Below are 16,128 nucleotides of genomic sequence, written 5' to 3'. Positions count from 1 at the left end.
GGGCCCTTCCGCGTTGTCGCCTGCCTACGCGGCGGGCAGCCGCACGTGTGCGGAGATCGGGTAGTGGTCGGACGACCCTGCGTCGGCCGTCACCCCGCACGAGACGATCTGGGCGGCGGCGGGGGCGAAGATGTAGTCGATCTTGATCTCGCGCCCGTCGAGCGGCTTCGTCGTCCTGCCGTCACGGGGCCGCTCCGCCCAGAGACCCTCGTCGCACTCGCGGTCGGCCGCGTAGAGGCCGGTGAGGGCCTCCTTGGGGCCGTCGGGCGCCGTCGAGTCCGGCGGTACGACGTTGAAGTCGCCACCGAAGACGGTGCGGTAGCCGGCCGGGGTCTCGGAGTGCACGATGCTCTCCAGCTCCTTCGCCTGCTTCACGCGGTACGTCCCGTCGGCGTCGTCCGTCGCCAGGCCGGAGCTGAGGTGGGCCGAGCAGAACTGGACGGCACGCGCCGCGATCGTGGCGCACAGGACCGCGCGCTGCTCCATCCTCGTCCAGGTCGTGCCGACGGTCCGGTTGACCGGCGAGGTCAGCGCGTAGGCCTTGGACCAGGTGCTCGCCTCGGGCACGGCCAGGCCGATGCCGTACGCGCCCCGGTCCACGTTGTAGACGCCGCCGGTGCCCGTCTTGGCGCAGCTCCTGGCGGCCTTGACCGTCGAGCCGTCGACGGCGTACTGGATGGGCGCGAACCGGACGTGCCATCCGGTCTTCGTCGCCGCCTCCAGCTTGGCCTCGATGGCGCCGGTGTGCTTCTCGCATATCTCCTGGAGGAAGAGCGCGTCGTAGTCGGCGGCCGCTCCTCCCAACCGGGCCACGATCTGGTCGCCGAGTACATCGCCGGTGACACGGTTGTTGCCGCACGCCTCGTTGGCGTTGGCGCAGACGTTCCACGACATGACCTTGAAGTCCTCGGCCGTGGCGGGCGTCGTGGGCGCGGGACGGGCCGGGCCCCCGAGGGCGTCGAGGTCGACGAGCGTGAAGCGCTCCCACGAACCGGGCGTGGTGGCGCCGCGGGCGCGGAGCATGGCCTGGTCCGTGCCCGAGTCGTTGATCTCCGCGGTCACGTACAGGCCGTTCGCCTTGGACTTCAGGGCGTACGTGCCGTTCGACTGCACCTCCAGGTGGAACTTCTGCCAGTCGCCGAGGGTGGTCCCCCGGGCGCGGAGCAGACCCGCGTAACCGCCGGTGTAGTTCACCTCGGTGGTGACATAGAGCCCGTTCGCCTCGGAGCGCAGGGCGACGGTCACCCCCTTGTCGTCGGTGTGCAGGGTGAACTTCTCCCAGGAGCCCAGGCTTTCCGGCCCGCCGGCCGTGCGGGCCCGCAGCTTGCCCGCCTGAGTGCCCGGGTCGTTGATCTCCGCGGCGACGAACAGGCCGTTGGCCTCGGAGCGCAGGGCGTACTTGTGCCCCGCCGTGAGCGGGGAAGCCTCCGCCGCGCGGGCTTCGCCCGGCGGGAGAGCCACCACGGCGAACAAGGCGGCGCAGAACGCCGCGAGATGGCACACAAGTCGTTTCATTCAAGATCCTTCGGTCGGAGGAAAGGCGCAGGAGCTTAACCCGCCCGGCGACCGGACCGGCCATCCCCACCTGGCCGATCCTTCGAGACCGGCTGCTGGGAGGAGGCGTCCTGAGCCCTTGTCAGCCGAGGGCGTCCACGATCGCAGCCTCGGCATGGATCCGGGTGGTCGGGAAGATCACCACCGGGCTGTCCTGGGGGCGCACCAGCAGCTCGATCTCGGTGCAGCCGAGGATCACCCCCCGGGCACCGGCGGCGACGAGCCGGTCGATGACCTGCCGGTACGTGGCCCGGGACTCCTCGCGCACGACGCCGAGGCACAGCTCCTCGTAGATGATCCGGTGCACGGCGGCGCGGTCGTCGGCGCCGGGCACGAGGACGGTGAGGCCGTGGGAGGCGAGCCGGTCGCGGTAGAAGTCCTGCTCCATGGTGAAGGCCGTCCCGAGGAGGCCGACGGTGGTGAGGCCCTGGGCGCGGACGGCACGGGCGGTGGCGTCGCCGAGGTGGAGCAGGGGCACCTCGACGGCCCGCTCCACCTGGTCGGCGACCTTGTGCATGGTGTTGGTGCAGATGAGAAGCAGTTCGGCACCGGCCGCTTCGAGCCCCTGCGCGGCGGTGGCGAGCACGTCGCCGGCCTTCTCCCACTCTCCGGCGACCTGGAGCCGCTCGATCTCGGCGAAGTCGACGGAGTACAGGACACACCGCGCGGAGTGCAGCCCGCCGAGCCGTTCCCGGACGAGCTCGTTGAGAAGCCGGTAGTACTCGGCGCTGGACTCCCAGCTCATGCCCCCGATGAGGCCGATGGTCTTCATGGGCCTCAGGCTAGGGGCAGGGGGCCGGTGACGACCGAGGGTCCTCGGCAGGCCTCGGGGTGACCCTGCCGGCCTCTGCCTCGGTGAGCTCTCGGCCGGGGACGCCGTCCTGGCACGGGACGCGGCTCACCAACCGATCCGCGCCTCCCCCAGCACCTCGCCACCCACCCGAGCGGCGAGCATCCGAGCCCGGTCCGGACCGCACCGTTTGTCGACGTGCACGAACACCGTGTGCAGAGCCGTCCACCGGAGCAGCTCGGGGTCGTCACCGTGGAACACGACCTGAACCCCGTCGTACTGCGCCGACCCCACGAGACCGCGCTCCGCGTCCTCCGGCCACAGACCGTGCCAGTCCATCGAGGCCGACATCGTGCCGACAGCGCTCAGGAAGGGCCTTTCGACGTCCCCTCGGGGCACCCATGCCGACATGCTCAGCGGAAGCTCCGCCTCCAGCTCGGCCTCGTCCGCCGCCGCGACGTCAATGTCACAGGACAGATAGTCGCCGGTCACCGGATCCCGACGGGCCTCCGCATGGTCGAAGGCCGCCCCCGGCACGATCGAGGCCATCCGGCGAGCCTCCCCGGGCGTACGCAGCTCGGCCTGCACCCACATGTCGTCATCGATCCGCGCCAGGTACCCGCACAGGCGCGTCGCAAGCGCGTGCGCCTCCGCGGCGTCGGTCGTTTCGAAGACGGGGTACGCCCTGGAGTGGCCCATGGTCCGCACCGTCACATGCCCTCGCCGACGGGCGCCACCTGATTTCGCCCGCGCTCCCACCGATCCCGCTCTCCGGCGTCTCTCCGGCGTCGCGGGACTTCCGAGCCACGGCAGGTTCTCGACACTCGCGTGACCATGAGCCGGGAGCGCGGCCTCAGGAGCTGATCCGCGTTCCCCGGCGCCACACCTCGCTCACCAGCGGGACCCCCGGCCGGTACGCCAGGTGTACGTGCGAGGGGGCGTCCAGGATCGAGAGGTCCGCGAAGGCGCCCGGGGAGAGGCGGCCGATGTCCGTGCGGCGGAGGGCTGCCGCGCCGCCCGCCGTGGCGGACCAGAGGGCCTCGTCGGGGGTCATCCGCATGTCCCGTACCGCGAGCGCGATGCAGAAGGGGACGGACGAGGTGAAGGACGAGCCCGGGTTGCAGTCCGTGGACAGGGCCACGGTGACGCCCGCGTCGAGGAGGCGGCGGGCGTCGGGCCACTCGGCGCGGGTGGAGAACTCGGCGCCGGGGAGGAGCGTGGCGACCGTCGAGGAGTGCGCGAGGGCGTCGACGTCCGCGTCCGTCAGGTGTGTGCAGTGGTCGGCGCTGGCCGCGTCGAGCTCGACGGCGAGCTGGACACCGGGGCCGTACGAGAGCTGGTTGGCGTGGACCCGGGGGTGCAGGCCCTTCGCCTTGCCCGCGGTGAGGATCGCCCGCGCCTGGTCCCCGTCGAAGGCGCCCTTCTCGCAGAAGACGTCGATCCAACGGGCGTACGGGGCGCAGGCGTCGAGCATCTCGCCCGTGACGAGGGCGACGTAGCCGGCCGGGTCGTCGGCGTAGTCGGGAGAGACGATGTGGGCGCCGAGGTAGGTGACCTCGTCGGTGTGGGCGGCGGCGATGCGCAGGGCGCGGGCCTCGTCCTCGACCGTGAGGCCGTAGCCGGACTTGGTCTCGAAGGTGGTGGTGCCCTGGCGGAGCGCCTCCGTCAGGTAGTGGGTGACGTTGCGCTCCAGATCCGCGTCCGAAGCGGCCCGCGTGGCCGCCACCGTCGTGCGGATGCCGCCCGCCGCGTACGCCTGACCGGACATCCGGGCGTTGAACTCGGCGGTGCGGTCCCCCGCGAAGACGAGGTGCGAGTGGGAGTCCACGAACCCGGGGATCACCGCCCGTCCGCCCGCGTCGACCCGGTTGTCAGTGGCGGGTGCTTTTCTTGATTCACCGACCCAGACCACGCGGTCGCCGTCGATGACGACGGCCGCGTCCTGGATCAGGCCCAGGGGGGTTCCATCACCGAGGGAGGGATCGTTGGTGACGAGACTGGCGATGTTGACGATGGCGGTGGCGGCCGTCGCCACGGCGCTGTTCGCGCTCGTGGGGGCGGAGATCGCCGCCGGGCTGTTCGTCGCCGCGGGGCCCGTGTTCATGGTGAGAGGTGTCTCCTTCAGCCGCGCAGGGCGGCGATCGAGTCCGCGAGGGCCAGGGGCACGTCCGGTACGGAGTCGTGGACCCCGTCGCGCACGACATGACGGCCGCCCACGACGGTGTGCCGGACGTCCGAGGCCGACGCTGCGAATACCGCCGTCTCGGCTGCCAGACGCGGCACCGGTCCCGCTGTCCTGACCGAGTCGAGGGCGATCGTCGTGAAGTCGGCGAGCGCGCCCGCCTCCAGGCGGCCCGCCTCGTCCCAGCCGAGGGCGGCGTGGCCGTCGGCGGTCGCGGCCCGGAGCAGGGCCGCGGCGGTCCAGTGGCCGCGGGTGCGGGAGCGCAGGCGCTCGTTCAGCTCCATGGCCCGCGCCTCCTCCAGGAGGTCGATGACCGCATGGCTGTCGCTGCCGAGCGACAGCGGGGACCCCGCGCGCTGGAGGGCGACCGCCGGGCCGATGCCGTCCGCGAGGTCGCGCTCCGTCGTCGGGCACATGCAGGTGCCCGTCGTCGAGGTGCCGAGCAGAGCGATGTCGGCGTCGGTGAGGTGGGTGTTGTGGACGCCGGTCGTCCGCGGGCCGAGCACGCCGTGGTCCGCGAGGAGCTGGGTGGGGGTGCGGCCGTGGGCGGCGAGGCAGGCGTCGTTCTCGGCCGTCTGCTCCGAGAGGTGGACGTGGAGCGGGGCGCCCTGTTCCGCGGCCCAGGAGGCGACCGTGGCGAGCTGGTCCGCCGGGACGGCCCGTACGGAGTGGATCGCCGCCCCGATCCGTACGCCGTCGCCCGCGCGGCCCTTGAGCTGGGACACCCGATCCGCCCAGGCGTCGGCGGTGCCGTCGGAGAAGCGGAGCTGGTGCTGGTCGGGGGCGGCGCCGAAGCCGGAGGACAGGTAGGCCGTGTCGAGGAGGGTGATCCGGATGCCCGCTTCGGCCGCGGCCGCGATCAGCGCCTCGCCCATCGCGTTGGGGTCGGCGTAGGGGGTGCCGCCGGGAGCGTGGTGGAGGTAGTGGAACTCGCCGACGGCCGTGATGCCGGCGAGCGCCATCTCCGCGTACACCGCCCGTGCCAGGGCGTGGTACGTCTCCGGTGTGAGGCGCGAGGCGACCTGGTACATCACCTCGCGCCAGGTCCAGAAGGTGCCGGAGCCGACCTGGACCGTGCCGCGCAGGGCGCGGTGGAAGGCGTGCGAGTGGGCGTTGGCGAGGCCGGGGATCGTCAGGCCGCGCAGGGCGACGGCGCCGGGCGGCGGGGCGTCGACCCCGGTCCGTACGGCGTCGATGCGGCCGTCGGCGCCTCCGGCGGAGCCGCTGCTCGACACGGTCAGGGCGACGCCCGGCTCGACGTGGGTGTCGAGCCAGGCGTGCTCCAGCCAGTACGTCACGCGCACGCGAGGCCCTCCAGTACGTCGGCGAGTGCGAGGACCCCGGCCACGCAGTCGTCCTCGGCCGCGAACTCGGCCGGGGAGTGCGAGACACCCGTGGGGTTCCGTACGAACAGCATGGCGGTCGGGACTGCGGCGGAGAGGATTCCGGCGTCGTGTCCCGCGCCCGTGCCGAGAATCGGGGTCTTCTCCCCGAGGATCCCGGCCAGCTCGTCCCTGAGCGCGTGGGCGAACTCCACGACCGGGGTGAACGACTCCTGGACGACGGTGAGGTCGATGCCGTGGCGGGCGGCGTGGTCGCGGGCGGCGGTCTCGACGCCGGCCGTCACCCGGTCCAGGGCTCCCTGGTCGGCCGCGCGGGCGTCCAGCCAGCCGCGGACGAGGGACGGGATGGCGTTGACGCCGTTGGGCTCGACCGCGATCTTGCCGAAGGTGGCCACGGCGCCGGCGAACTCGGCCTCGCGCCGGGCGGCGAGGACGGTCTCGGCGTAGGTGAGCATCGGGTCGCGGCGGTCGACGAGGCGGGTGGTGCCGGCGTGGTTGGCCTCGCCGGCGAAGTCGTACCGCCAGCGGCCGTGCGGCCAGATCGCGGAGGCGATGCCGACGGAGTCACCGGACAGGTCCAGTGCCCGGCCCTGTTCGACGTGGAGCTCGACGAAGGCGCCGATCCGGGCGAGACGCTCGGGGTCGGGGCCGATGGCCTCGGGGTCGAGGCCGGCCGCCTCCATGGCCTGGGGGAGGCTGATCCCGTCGGCGTCGCGGAGCTCGTACGCCTTCTCCTTGGTCAGCTGTCCGGCGGTGAGGCGGGAGCCGACGCAGGCCAGGCCGAAGCGGGCGCCTTCCTCGTCGCCGAAGTTGGTGATGGCGAACGGCTTGGTGAACACCACTCCACGGCGGCGGAGTTCGTCGAGCGCCGCGAAGGCGGAGACGACGCCGAGGGGGCCGTCGAAGGCGCCCCCGTCGGGCACGGAGTCCAGGTGCGAGCCGGTGACGACCGCGTCGCCGGCCGTCGGGTCGCCGAGCCAGGCCCACTGGTTGCCGTTGCGGTCGACCTCGTAGTTCAGACGGCGGGCCTCGGCCTGCATCTGGAACCAGAGCCGGCAGTCGGCGTCGGCGCCGGTCCAGGCGTAGCGGCGGTAGCCGCCCGAGGCGTCGCTGCGGCCGATCGGCCGCAGCGAGCGCCACATGGCGTGGAAGGTGTCGCTCACGCAGAGCCGTCCTCGCGCATGGGCACGCGCACGCCCTTTTCGTCCGCGACCGACTCCGCGATGTCGTAGCCCGCGTCGACGTGACGGATGACGCCCATGCCCGGGTCGTTCGTCAGGACACGGCGGATCTTCTCGCCCGCCAGCGGGGTGCCGTCGGCGACCGTGACCTGGCCGGCGTGGATGGAGCGGCCCATGCCGACGCCGCCGCCGTGGTGCAGCGACACCCAGGAGGCGCCCGACGCGACGTTGACCATGGCGTTCAGCAGCGGCCAGTCGGCGATCGCGTCGGAGCCGTCGAGCATGGCCTCGGTCTCGCGGTACGGGGAGGCCACCGAGCCGCAGTCGAGGTGGTCGCGGCCGATGGCGAGCGGGGCCGCCAGCTCGCCCGAGGCCACCATGTCGTTGAAGCGCTCGCCCGCGCGGTCCCGCTCGCCGTAGCCGAGCCAGCAGATGCGCGCCGGCAGGCCCTGGAAGTGGACGCGCTCGCCGGCCATCTTGATCCAGCGGTGGAGGGACTCGTTCTCCGGGAAGAGCTCCAGCATCGCCTTGTCCGTCTTGGCGATGTCCGAGGCCTCACCGGAGAGGGCGGCCCAGCGGAAGGGGCCCTTGCCCTCGCAGAACAGCGGGCGGATGTACGCCGGCACGAAGCCGGGGAAAGCGAACGCCCGGTCGTACCCGGCGAGTTGGGCCTCGCCTCGGATGGAGTTGCCGTAGTCGAAGACCTCGGCGCCCGCGTCCATGAAGCCGACCATGGCTTCCACATGGCGAGCCATCGACTCGCGGGCGCGGGTCGTGAAGCCCGCCGGGTCCTTCGCCGCGTACGTCGCCATGTCGTCGAAGGCGACGCCCACCGGCAGGTACGAGAGCGGGTCGTGGGCCGAGGTCTGGTCGGTCACGATGTCGATCGGGGCGCCTTCGGCGAGCATCTGCGGCAGCAGCTCCGCCGCGTTGCCGAGCAGGCCGATGGAGAGCGGCCGGCGGGCGTCCCGGGCCTCGACGGCCAGCGCGAGGGCGTGGGCGAGGTTGTCGGCCTTGACGTCGAGGTAGCGGTGCTCGATACGGCGCTCGATCGCGCGCGGGTCGACGTCGATGCAGATCGCGACGCCGTCGTTCATCGTCACGGCGAGCGGCTGGGCGCCGCCCATGCCGCCGAGGCCGGCGGTGAGGGTGATCGTCCCCGCCAGGGTGCCGCCGAACTTCTTGGCCGCGACGGCGGCGAAGGTCTCGTAGGTGCCCTGGAGAATGCCCTGCGTGCCGATGTAGATCCAGGAGCCGGCCGTCATCTGGCCGTACATGGTGAGACCCAGCTGCTCCAGGCGGCGGAACTCCTCCCAGTTGGCCCAGTCGCCGACCAGGTTGGAGTTGGCGATGAGCACGCGCGGCGCCCACTCGTGCGTCTGCATGACGCCGACCGGGCGGCCGGACTGGACGAGCATCGTCTCGTCCTGCTTCAGGGTGCGCAGGGTGCGGACCATGGCGTCGAAGGAGCGCCAGTCGCGGGCGGCCTTGCCGGTGCCGCCGTAGACGACGAGCTTGTCGGGGTGTTCGGCGACCTCGGGGTCGAGGTTGTTCTGCAGCATGCGGAGGGCGGCCTCCTGCTGCCATCCCAGGGCACTCAGTTCCGTACCGCGCGGGGCCCGTACGGGGCGGGGTCCTGACATGGGGGTGCCTCCTCCGGCAACTTCTCCGATGTGACGCCATGACGACGTGACGATGTGATGTAGATATTCACATCCTGGCCTGATGAATAGTTGTAGTCAACAGCTGCGGCTGCACCCGTGCCGGTGATGGGATGGACACATGGCTTCCAACCGCCGCGATCGAGCCGTCCGGGCCGCCGTCGAGCAAGGCCTCCTCTCCCCCGCCGAACCCGTCGTCGCCCTCCTCGACACCGCCGGCATCCGCGCCTCCGCCGCCGCCCTCGTCTCCGCCTTCGCCGCCGTCACCGACGCCCCCGTCCTGCACGCCTTCGCCGTGAAGGCCGCCCCCCTCGTGCCCGTCCTGCGCCTGCTGTACGCCTGCGGGCTCGGCGTCGAGGTCGCGAGCCCGGGCGAGCTGGCCCTCGCCCGGGCGGCCGGCCTCCCCCCGTCCCGCACCGTGCTCGACTCCCCCGCCAAGACCGCCGCCGAGCTGCGCCGGGCCCTGGCCCTCGGGATCGCCGTCAACGCCGACAACCTCCAGGAGCTCGCCAGGATCGACACGCTGGTCGCCTCCGCGCCGACCGCCAGCCCGATCGGCCTGCGGGTGAACCCGCAGATCGGGGCGGGCACGATCGGCGCCCTGTCCACCGCGACCGCCACCTCCAAGTTCGGCGTCGGACTGCGCGACGAGGGCGCCCGCGAGGCCGTCGTCCAGGCCTACCTCGACCGGCCGTGGATGCGCAGGCTGCACACCCACACCGGCTCCCAGGGCATCCCGCTCGCCCTGATGGCCGAAGGCGTCGCCGCCGCCCACGCGCTCGCCGAGGAGATCAACACCAAGGCAGGCCGGCAGCAGGTCGACACGATCGACATCGGCGGCGGACTGCCGGTGAACTTCGTCTCCGACGAGGAGACGCCCACCTACGCGGAGTACGCCGAGCTGCTCGCCGCGACCGCTCCGGGGCTCTTCGACGGGCGCTACGGCCTCGTCACCGAGTTCGGCCGCTCGCTGCTCGCCAAGCACGGCACGATCCTGGCCCGCGTGGAGTACACGAAGACCTCCGGCGCCCGCCCCATCGCCGTCACCCACGCGGGCGTGCAGGTGGCCACCCGTACCGTCTACGCCCCCGACTCCTGGCCGCTGCGCGTCCTCGCCTACGACGGGGCCGGGCTGCCCCGCACCGGGCCGGAGATCCCGCAGGACGTCGTCCAGGACGTGGCAGGGCCCGCCTGCTTCGCGGGCGACATGCTCGCCACCGCCCGGGCGCTGCCGCTGCTCCGGCCGGACGACATCATCGCCGTACCGGACACCGGCGCGTACTACTTCGCCCACCACTACGCGTACAACAGCCTGCCCCGGCCCGGAGTCCACGGCTTCACCGTCACCGACGCCGGCGCGGTCTCCTTCGCGACGGTCCGCAGGCCCCAGACCCTCGACGAGATCGTCGCCGAGTCCGGCGGGGAGCGGCCCGACGCGTTGCTGGAGTGACGTCCCGGTGGTTCCGTGGAGCCATGGCCACCAAGAGCGTCGTCGTCGAACGCCGGATCCAGGCGTCCCCCGGGCCGGTCTGGGAGACGCTGACCGACCTGAAGGACATGGAGCGGGTGCTCAGCGGGGTGAGCCGGGTCGAGGTGCTCACGGAGGGCGTCTTCGGGGTCGGCACCCGCTGGCGCGAGACGCGGAAGATGCTCGGCAAGGAGGCCACGGAGGAGATGACCGTGACCGAGAGCGAGCCGCCCGACCGCTATGTGACGGTGGCCGACTCCCACGGCATGCGCTACGTCTCGGAGATCGCGCTGCGCCCCGACGGGGCCGGGGCGACGACGGTACGGATGACGTTCTCGGCGAGCCCCTCCGCCGGCCGCTCCATGGGCCCGCTGGCCAGGCTCGTCAGCGGCCTCGGCGCCAAGGCCGTGAGCCGGGCCCTCGCCAGGGACCTGGACGACGTGGCCGCCTCGGTGGAGCGCCGGGGCTGACCGCGTACGCCGACCGGACGTACGAGTGACAGCGCCGTGGGCATCAGCCCGACGCCCGCGGGGCAGGGACCTTCCCATCGGCAAACGGGAAAGGGGTCCCCATGGCCACATCCGCGTCCACCACCGAACCCACCGAGCCCTCCCAGCCCCCGCTCAAACGCGCCATCGGGCCGAAGCTGCTGATCCTCTTCGTCATCGGCGACATCCTGGGCACCGGCATCTACGCGACCACCGGCAAGGTCGCGGGCAAGGTCGGCGGCGCGCTCTGGCTGCCGTTCGTGATCGGTTTCGTCGTCGCGCTGCTGACCGCCGCGTCGTACGTCGAGCTCGTCGGGAAGTACCCGAAGGCGGCGGGCGCCGCGCTCTACACGCAGAAGGCGTTCAAGGTCCCCTTCCTCACCTTCATCGTGGCGTTCATGGTGATGTGCTCGGGGCTCTCGTCCGCGAGCGCGGCGGCCCGCGCCTTCAGCGGGGACTACTTCCAGGAGTTCACGGACGCGATCCCGCCCACCCTCATCGCCATCGCCTTCATCGTCGCCCTCGCCTGCCTCGCGCTGCGCGGAGTCTCGGAGTCCGTGAAGACCAACGTCGTCCTCACCCTGGTCGAGCTGACCGGCCTGCTCATCATCCTCGCGATCGGCGCCTGGGCCGTCCTGTCGGGCGACGGGGAGCCCTCCCGGCTGGGCGAGTTCGAGGCGTCCGGCAGCGGATACGCCCTGATGACCAGCGTGCTGGGCGCCACCGCGCTCGGCTTCTTCGCCTTCGTCGGCTTCGAGGACTCGGTCAACATGGCGGAGGAGACCCAGGATCCGGTCCGCACCTTCCCCCGGGCCATCTTCACCGGGGTCGCCGTCACCGGCACCATCTACGTCCTGGTGGCCCTCGTCTCCTCGCTGCTCGTGGACCACGGGACCCTGGAGAAGTCCAGCGGACCGCTCCTGGAGGTGGTGAAGGCCGGCGGGGTCGACTTCCCGCCGAAACTCTTCGCGCTGATCGCCCTGTTCGCGGTCACCAACTCGGCCCTCATCAACATCATGATGGCCTCCCGGCTCTGCTACGGCCTCGCCAACGAGCGGGTCCTGCCGCGTGCGATGGGCAAGGTCCTCAGGAACCGCCGTACGCCCCTCACCGGGATCGTCTTCGTCACCCTGCTCGCGATCGGCCTGGTGTCCACGGGTGAGATCGAGGGCCTCGGCGACACCACCGCCTTCCTGCTGCTCTGCGTGTTCGCCGTGGTCAACGTCGCCGTCCTGGTGCTGCGCAAGGACCGGGTGGACCACGCGCACTTCCGTACGCCGACGGTGCTTCCCGTCCTCGGCGCGATCACCGCGCTGATCCTGGCCAGCCCGCTCGCGGACCGCTCGGCGGACGTGTACATCCGGGCCGGCGTCCTGCTCGCCATCGGGATCGGGCTGTGGATCGTCAACAAGATCGTCCTGCGGGTCCGGCAGGAAGGCTGACCTCCCGAGGGTCGAATTCAGGCAAGCCCCGGGCATGTTCCGGTGGAAAATGCCAGAACTCCTGCCCCGGACCGGAACGTTGAGTAACGTCACGGTCACTGCCGTAGCCGCACGCCGCATCGGGAGGGGAACCCGCGTGCCCGGAATCGACGAGTGCCTGCTGGAAGCCATGAGCTTGCCGGGCGCGCGGGGTGCCTCCCTGGTCGACTGGACCAGCGGGCTCGCCCTCGGCACGGCGGGTGACTCGCCGGTCGGCGACCACGAGACGACCGCCGCGGAGACGGCCGAACTGGCGCGCGCGGCGGCGGAGTACGACTCCTTCGCGCGCGACAGCGCACCCGGCGCGCCGCACGGGGCCGCGTCACGCGAGGGCGCGTTACCCGGGGGCGCCCTGTCCGGGGGCGCGTTACGCGGGGGCGCCTCATCCGGGGGCGCCCTGTCCGACGGACCGCCCGAGGGGCAGGGGCCGGCCGTCGAGGGATTCGAGGGGCCGCCCGTCGAGGACGTCATCGTCACCACCCGCGGCGGGTACCACATCCTCCGCTTCGTCGAGACGGCCTTCGACAGCAGCGTCTTCCTCCACCTGTGGCTCGACCGCGACCGGGGCAACCTCGCTCTCGCCCGGATCCGGCTGCGCGAGCTCGCCGAGAAGCTGGTCCTCGGATGACCGTCTCCCCCATGCTCGGCCGCCTCGCCGCCGAGTGCGCGACCGGCGCCCTGCTGCGCGACCACGGCACGCTCTACCTCGTCGACGGCCGTGTGGTGCACGCCGAGAGCCCCGCCGCCCCCGGCCTCGACGTCCTCCTGACCGCCGGCGGACGCCTGCCCCGCGAGGGGTGGGACGAGGCCGTCGACCGGGCCGGGGCGCGCCGCGAGGTCGGCCGGTTCCTGGTCGACAGCGGCCGGCTGCGCGACGGCGAGCTGGAGATCTGCCATCTCGGGGCCGTCTTCGACGCGGCGTTCTTCGCCCTCGCGCCCGCGAGCGGCCCGACCCGCTTCCGTTACGGCGTCGGCCACTGGCTCGGCACGGTGCGGCCGGTCTCCACCGAGGCCGTCGAGCGCGAGACCGTACGCCGCCGTGAACTGCTCGACAGCGTATGGCCGTACGGGGCCGTGGACACCGCCCCGGTGCTGCCCCGCCCCGCCGCTCCCGGCCAGAGCGTGACCCCGCGCCAACGTGTGCTGCTGGCCGCCGCCGACGGGGTCCGCACCCCGGCGGACATCGCGCGGCGGCTCGGCCGCCCCGCCTTCCACACCCTGCTCGACGTGCGCCGCCTCGCGGCCGCCGGCCTCGTCGAGACCCCGCTCGAACCCGTACCGGCAGCCCCGCGGGCCGTGCCCTCCTGGGTCGGCGAGGTCGCCGCGGATCCGGACATCGCCCTGCTGCGCCGGCTCCGAGACGCCCTGGAGGCAAGCCTGTGATGAGGCGTGCCCTGCGCATGCGCGCCGAGAGGAGACAACTGATGTCGGCAGAGGCCGAGGTACTCGGCGAGCTGAGACGGCTGCGGGCCCGACTGCCGCAGCTCACCGGGGCGCTGGCGGCGAGCGCGGACGGCCTGGTGCTCGCGCGGGACGCCGTCGACAGCGAGGCGGAGAGCGTCGCGGCGCTGACCGCGGCCGCGCTGGGCGTCGGACAGCGGCTGACCGAATCCACCGGACAGGGCGGCTTCCGCGAACTGCTGGTGCGCGGCGAGCACGGCTATGTCGCCACGTACGCGGCGGGCGGCTCGGCCGTTCTGACGCTGCTCGCGGAGCCCCGGATCAACGTCGGGCGGCTCCACCTGGAGGCCCGGCGGTCCAGCGCCCGGATAGGGGAGCTCGTCGACGGGGCGCTGGAACGCAGGGACCTGGACTGACAGAGACCTGGACCGACCCGGACACGCCCCACGCAAGCCACTCACAAGAGCTGTTCACGAGAGCTCACGAGAGCCACTCACGACAAGGAAGTGCGACACCCATGGCGAACACCGAGACCGCCCTCAAGGAAGCCACCGCGATCGACGGCGCCATCGGCGCCGCGCTGGTCGACTACACCAGCGGCATGGCCCTCGGCACCATCGGAGGCAGCAAGGAGCTCGACCTCAACGTGGCGGCCGCCGGCAACACGGACGTGGTCCGCGCGAAGGTCCGGGCGATGGAGATGCTCGGCCTCAGCGACGAGATCGAGGACATCCTGATCACGCTCGGCGGTCAGTACCACCTGATCCGGCTGCTCAAAGGGCGCGGTACGAACGGTCTGTTCCTGTACCTGGCCCTGGACAAGGAGCGGGCGAACCTGGCGATGGCCCGCCACCAGTTGAAGAGGATCGAGTCGGAACTGGAGGTCTGACCCGCCGCGGTGCGCGGCCTACTCCACGAACAGGCCGCGCACGGCCGCCTTCGTGTCGAACGCCTCGAGCCGCGCCTGTGCCTCGGGCAGTTCGTCCGCCATCGCCTCCAGGAGGACCCGGCCGAGCAGCATGGGCGCGCAGGCCGTGTCGAAGGCGAGGCCGGTGCCGACGGCCGCCGGGATCAGCAGGTCGCTGTGGGCGGCGACGGGGGCGAACGCCGATTCGGCGACCGTCACCACGGTCAGTCCGGCCGCCCGCGCGTACTCCAGGGCCTCCACGACCTCTCTGGGGTGGCGGGGCAGCGCGAAGCAGAGCAGGGCCGTGGCCCCGGCCCGTACGGCCGCGTCGACGCGGTCGGTGAGCATCGACCCGCCCTCGTCGAGGAGGCGGACGTCGGGGTGGACCTTGGCGGCGAAGTACGCGAAGCCGCGCGCCTGCGAGGAGGCGGCCCGCAATCCGAGCACGAGCAGCGGCCGGGAGGCGGCGAGCAGCCGCCCGGCGCGCTCGACGGGCGCGGGGTCGGCGAGCAGCTCGGCGAGGTGGCGGAGGTTCTCGATCTCGGCGAGGACGGCCTGCTGGTACTCGTTGTGCTCGCTGCCGCCCGCCGCCTGCGCGGCGGGCGCGACCTCGCGCAGATGGCGGCGGAGCGCGGGGTAGCCGTCGAAGCCGAGGGCGACGGCGAAGCGGGTGACGGAGGGCTGGCTCACGCCGGCGAGCTCGGCCAGCTCCACACTGGACAGGAACGGCACGTCGCCGGCCCGCCGCACCATGCAGTGCGCGATCCGCCGCTGTGTCGGTGTCAGCCGGTGCCCTTCGAAGAGCGCCTGCAGCCGTCCGGCCGGGCTGTCGCTCACGCCGTCCCCCTTCTGCTTATTCATCCACCTCGAACTCTGCATGAAGATATGCAGCAGGGCAAGGAAACGGGGGATAGCCCCACTGACGTACGGGTCCGGCGCTCCCTACGGTGGCGAGTATGGACACCCGCGATTCCGCCCGCACGGACGAGCTGAAGAACGAGCTCGACGCCACGCTGCACGCCCGCCGCGAGCTGGGCACGGAGTACGAGTCCGCCCTGATCGAGTCCTTCCTCGGCAAGGTGGAACAGAGCCTGGACGCCTCCGTCGACCGCCGGGTACGGCGCCGGCTGGCCGAGCAGCGGGTCGCGGTGGCCCGGGGCGAGCGGGCTCCGGCAGCCGAGGGCTTCGGTGAGCGGTTCGGCTTCGGGATCATCTCCCTGATCGTCGCCGTCCCCCTGTCGGCCATCGCGGCCCACCAGGCGCATCTGGAGGGCCTGATCGTGACCTGGCTCGGCATCGTCGGCGTCAACGCCGTCCACGCCTTCCGGGGCCGCCTGCCGCATCGCCCTGCGGACAGCGACGGCAACGACGACAACAACGGCTTCTAGACCGGCGCGCCCGTCTCGGTCCCCCCAAGCCTGGCGAGTGAGCCGAAGGGCGCCGCGGGCGTCGAAAGGGAGAACGCGCACAGGTCCCGAGGAACGAGGGACCGAGCACGATCGACCGTCGACGCCCGCACAAGGCGCCCGGAGGCGAACCGAGCCGCAAAAAAATACGCGGGGACCGCCGCACCCCCATCGCTGGGGGGCGGGACGACGGCGGTCCCCGCGGGGGACACGGGCCCGGGTCAGGGCCGGTCTCCGCGTCCGCGGCGTCTGTAGGAGGTCCGGGA

16 protein-coding genes are annotated in these 16,128 nt (G+C 72.4%); 8 read left to right on the top strand and 8 right to left on the bottom strand.

The genetic code is table 11. The features are described 5' to 3' along the window. Nucleotides 1-24: 24 nt before the first annotated feature. From J7E93_RS00175 to hutU, 7 genes are all read right to left on the bottom strand, one after another. Nucleotides 25-1,515 (bottom strand): endonuclease/exonuclease/phosphatase family protein, encoded by a 1,491-nt coding sequence (locus J7E93_RS00175; RefSeq protein WP_215064887.1) that lies wholly within the window; start codon nt 1,513-1,515, stop codon nt 25-27. Nucleotides 1,516-1,636: 121 nt separating this feature from the next. Beyond that, a complete protein-coding gene (locus J7E93_RS00170) occupies nt 1,637-2,326 on the bottom strand; it encodes an aspartate/glutamate racemase family protein (protein ID WP_215064885.1) in 690 nt (229 codons plus the stop codon). A 126-nt stretch (nt 2,327-2,452) separates the two neighbouring features. After that, nucleotides 2,453-3,043: a hypothetical protein gene (locus J7E93_RS00165; protein WP_215064883.1), complete on the bottom strand. Its 591-nt coding sequence runs from the start codon at nt 3,041-3,043 to the stop codon at nt 2,453-2,455. Nucleotides 3,044-3,197: 154 nt separating this feature from the next. Further along, nucleotides 3,198-4,448, bottom strand: a complete 1,251-nt coding sequence (hutI, locus tag J7E93_RS00160; protein WP_215064881.1) for an imidazolonepropionase — start codon at nt 4,446-4,448, stop codon at nt 3,198-3,200. Between the two features lie 17 nt (nt 4,449-4,465). Beyond that, the gene (locus tag J7E93_RS00155; protein ID WP_215064879.1) at nt 4,466-5,830 is read right to left on the bottom strand and encodes a formimidoylglutamate deiminase; all 1,365 of its coding nucleotides are present in this window, start codon (nt 5,828-5,830) and stop codon (nt 4,466-4,468) included. Beyond that, nucleotides 5,821-7,011, bottom strand: coding sequence for an allantoate amidohydrolase (locus J7E93_RS00150; protein ID WP_215064917.1), 1,191 nt, complete (start codon nt 7,009-7,011; stop codon nt 5,821-5,823). Before J7E93_RS00150 ends, J7E93_RS00155 begins: the two co-directional genes overlap by 10 nt. Before the next feature lie 17 nt (nt 7,012-7,028). Next, nucleotides 7,029-8,693: a urocanate hydratase gene (hutU, locus tag J7E93_RS00145; protein WP_215064877.1), complete on the bottom strand. Its 1,665-nt coding sequence runs from the start codon at nt 8,691-8,693 to the stop codon at nt 7,029-7,031. Nucleotides 8,694-8,832: 139 nt separating this feature from the next. Here hutU and J7E93_RS00140 point away from each other — a divergent pair, with 139 nt between their 5' ends. The 7 genes from J7E93_RS00140 (at nt 8,833) to J7E93_RS00110 (ending at nt 14,438) form a co-directional block, all read left to right on the top strand. Continuing rightward, nucleotides 8,833-10,161 carry a diaminopimelate decarboxylase gene (locus tag J7E93_RS00140; protein WP_215064875.1) on the top strand — a complete coding sequence of 443 codons (1,329 nt, stop codon included), beginning with the start codon at nt 8,833-8,835 and terminating at the stop codon, nt 10,159-10,161. Between the two features lie 23 nt (nt 10,162-10,184). Next, nucleotides 10,185-10,649, top strand: a complete 465-nt coding sequence (locus J7E93_RS00135; protein WP_215064873.1) for an SRPBCC family protein — start codon at nt 10,185-10,187, stop codon at nt 10,647-10,649. Nucleotides 10,650-10,750: 101 nt separating this feature from the next. Beyond that, a complete protein-coding gene (locus J7E93_RS00130) occupies nt 10,751-12,109 on the top strand; it encodes an APC family permease (RefSeq protein ID WP_215064871.1) in 1,359 nt (452 codons plus the stop codon). Nucleotides 12,110-12,245: 136 nt separating this feature from the next. Further along, nucleotides 12,246-12,776, top strand: coding sequence for a hypothetical protein (locus J7E93_RS00125; protein WP_215064870.1), 531 nt, complete (start codon nt 12,246-12,248; stop codon nt 12,774-12,776). Continuing rightward, nucleotides 12,773-13,531 (top strand): transcriptional regulator, encoded by a 759-nt coding sequence (locus tag J7E93_RS00120; RefSeq protein ID WP_215064868.1) that lies wholly within the window; start codon nt 12,773-12,775, stop codon nt 13,529-13,531. The genes J7E93_RS00125 and J7E93_RS00120 overlap by 4 nt, the downstream gene beginning before the upstream one ends. Beyond that, entirely contained in the window at nt 13,531-13,965 is a 435-nt protein-coding gene (locus J7E93_RS00115) for a roadblock/LC7 domain-containing protein (RefSeq protein ID WP_215064866.1), read from the top strand. The genes J7E93_RS00120 and J7E93_RS00115 overlap by 1 nt, the downstream gene beginning before the upstream one ends. Before the next feature lie 101 nt (nt 13,966-14,066). Next, a complete protein-coding gene (locus J7E93_RS00110; protein ID WP_215064864.1) occupies nt 14,067-14,438 on the top strand; it encodes a hypothetical protein in 372 nt (123 codons plus the stop codon). Nucleotides 14,439-14,456: 18 nt separating this feature from the next. On the opposite strand, the gene J7E93_RS00105 is transcribed toward J7E93_RS00110, so the two are convergent. After that, on the bottom strand, nt 14,457-15,317 hold the full coding sequence (locus J7E93_RS00105; protein ID WP_251065804.1) for a MurR/RpiR family transcriptional regulator: 861 nt from the start codon (nt 15,315-15,317) through the stop codon (nt 14,457-14,459). Between the two features lie 95 nt (nt 15,318-15,412). On the opposite strand from J7E93_RS00105, the gene J7E93_RS00100 reads away from it, so the two are divergent. After that, nucleotides 15,413-15,844 carry a hypothetical protein gene (locus J7E93_RS00100; RefSeq protein WP_215064860.1) on the top strand — a complete coding sequence of 144 codons (432 nt, stop codon included), beginning with the start codon at nt 15,413-15,415 and terminating at the stop codon, nt 15,842-15,844. The last annotated feature ends 284 nt before the right edge of the window (nt 15,845-16,128 follow it).

Source organism: Streptomyces sp. ISL-36 (assembly GCF_018614205.1).
Classification (GTDB): domain Bacteria; phylum Actinomycetota; class Actinomycetes; order Streptomycetales; family Streptomycetaceae; genus Streptomyces.
The sequence above is the reverse complement of the archived record's forward strand: the minus strand, read 5'-3'. Positions and strand labels throughout refer to the sequence as shown.

Excerpts from the sequence above, each read along its gene's own strand:
- J7E93_RS00130 (WP_215064871.1), top strand. The coding sequence starts at position 10,751 with ATGGCCACATCCGCGTCCACCACCGAACCCACCGAGCCCTCCCAGCCC.
- J7E93_RS00115 (WP_215064866.1), top strand. The coding sequence starts at position 13,531 with ATGAGGCGTGCCCTGCGCATGCGCGCCGAGAGGAGACAACTGATGTCG.
- J7E93_RS00105 (WP_251065804.1), bottom strand. The coding sequence starts at position 15,317 with ATGAATAAGCAGAAGGGGGACGGCGTGAGCGACAGCCCGGCCGGACGG.
- J7E93_RS00120 (WP_215064868.1), top strand. The coding sequence starts at position 12,773 with ATGACCGTCTCCCCCATGCTCGGCCGCCTCGCCGCCGAGTGCGCGACC.
- J7E93_RS00110 (WP_215064864.1), top strand. The coding sequence starts at position 14,067 with ATGGCGAACACCGAGACCGCCCTCAAGGAAGCCACCGCGATCGACGGC.
- J7E93_RS00170 (WP_215064885.1), bottom strand. The coding sequence starts at position 2,326 with ATGAAGACCATCGGCCTCATCGGGGGCATGAGCTGGGAGTCCAGCGCC.
- J7E93_RS00150 (WP_215064917.1), bottom strand. The coding sequence starts at position 7,011 with ATGTGGCGCTCGCTGCGGCCGATCGGCCGCAGCGACGCCTCGGGCGGC.
- J7E93_RS00175 (WP_215064887.1), bottom strand. The coding sequence starts at position 1,515 with ATGAAACGACTTGTGTGCCATCTCGCGGCGTTCTGCGCCGCCTTGTTC.
- J7E93_RS00165 (WP_215064883.1), bottom strand. The coding sequence starts at position 3,043 with ATGGGCCACTCCAGGGCGTACCCCGTCTTCGAAACGACCGACGCCGCG.
- hutI (WP_215064881.1), bottom strand. The coding sequence starts at position 4,448 with ATGAACACGGGCCCCGCGGCGACGAACAGCCCGGCGGCGATCTCCGCC.
- J7E93_RS00135 (WP_215064873.1), top strand. The coding sequence starts at position 10,185 with ATGGCCACCAAGAGCGTCGTCGTCGAACGCCGGATCCAGGCGTCCCCC.
- hutU (WP_215064877.1), bottom strand. The coding sequence starts at position 8,693 with ATGTCAGGACCCCGCCCCGTACGGGCCCCGCGCGGTACGGAACTGAGT.
- J7E93_RS00100 (WP_215064860.1), top strand. The coding sequence starts at position 15,413 with ATGGACACCCGCGATTCCGCCCGCACGGACGAGCTGAAGAACGAGCTC.
- J7E93_RS00140 (WP_215064875.1), top strand. The coding sequence starts at position 8,833 with ATGGCTTCCAACCGCCGCGATCGAGCCGTCCGGGCCGCCGTCGAGCAA.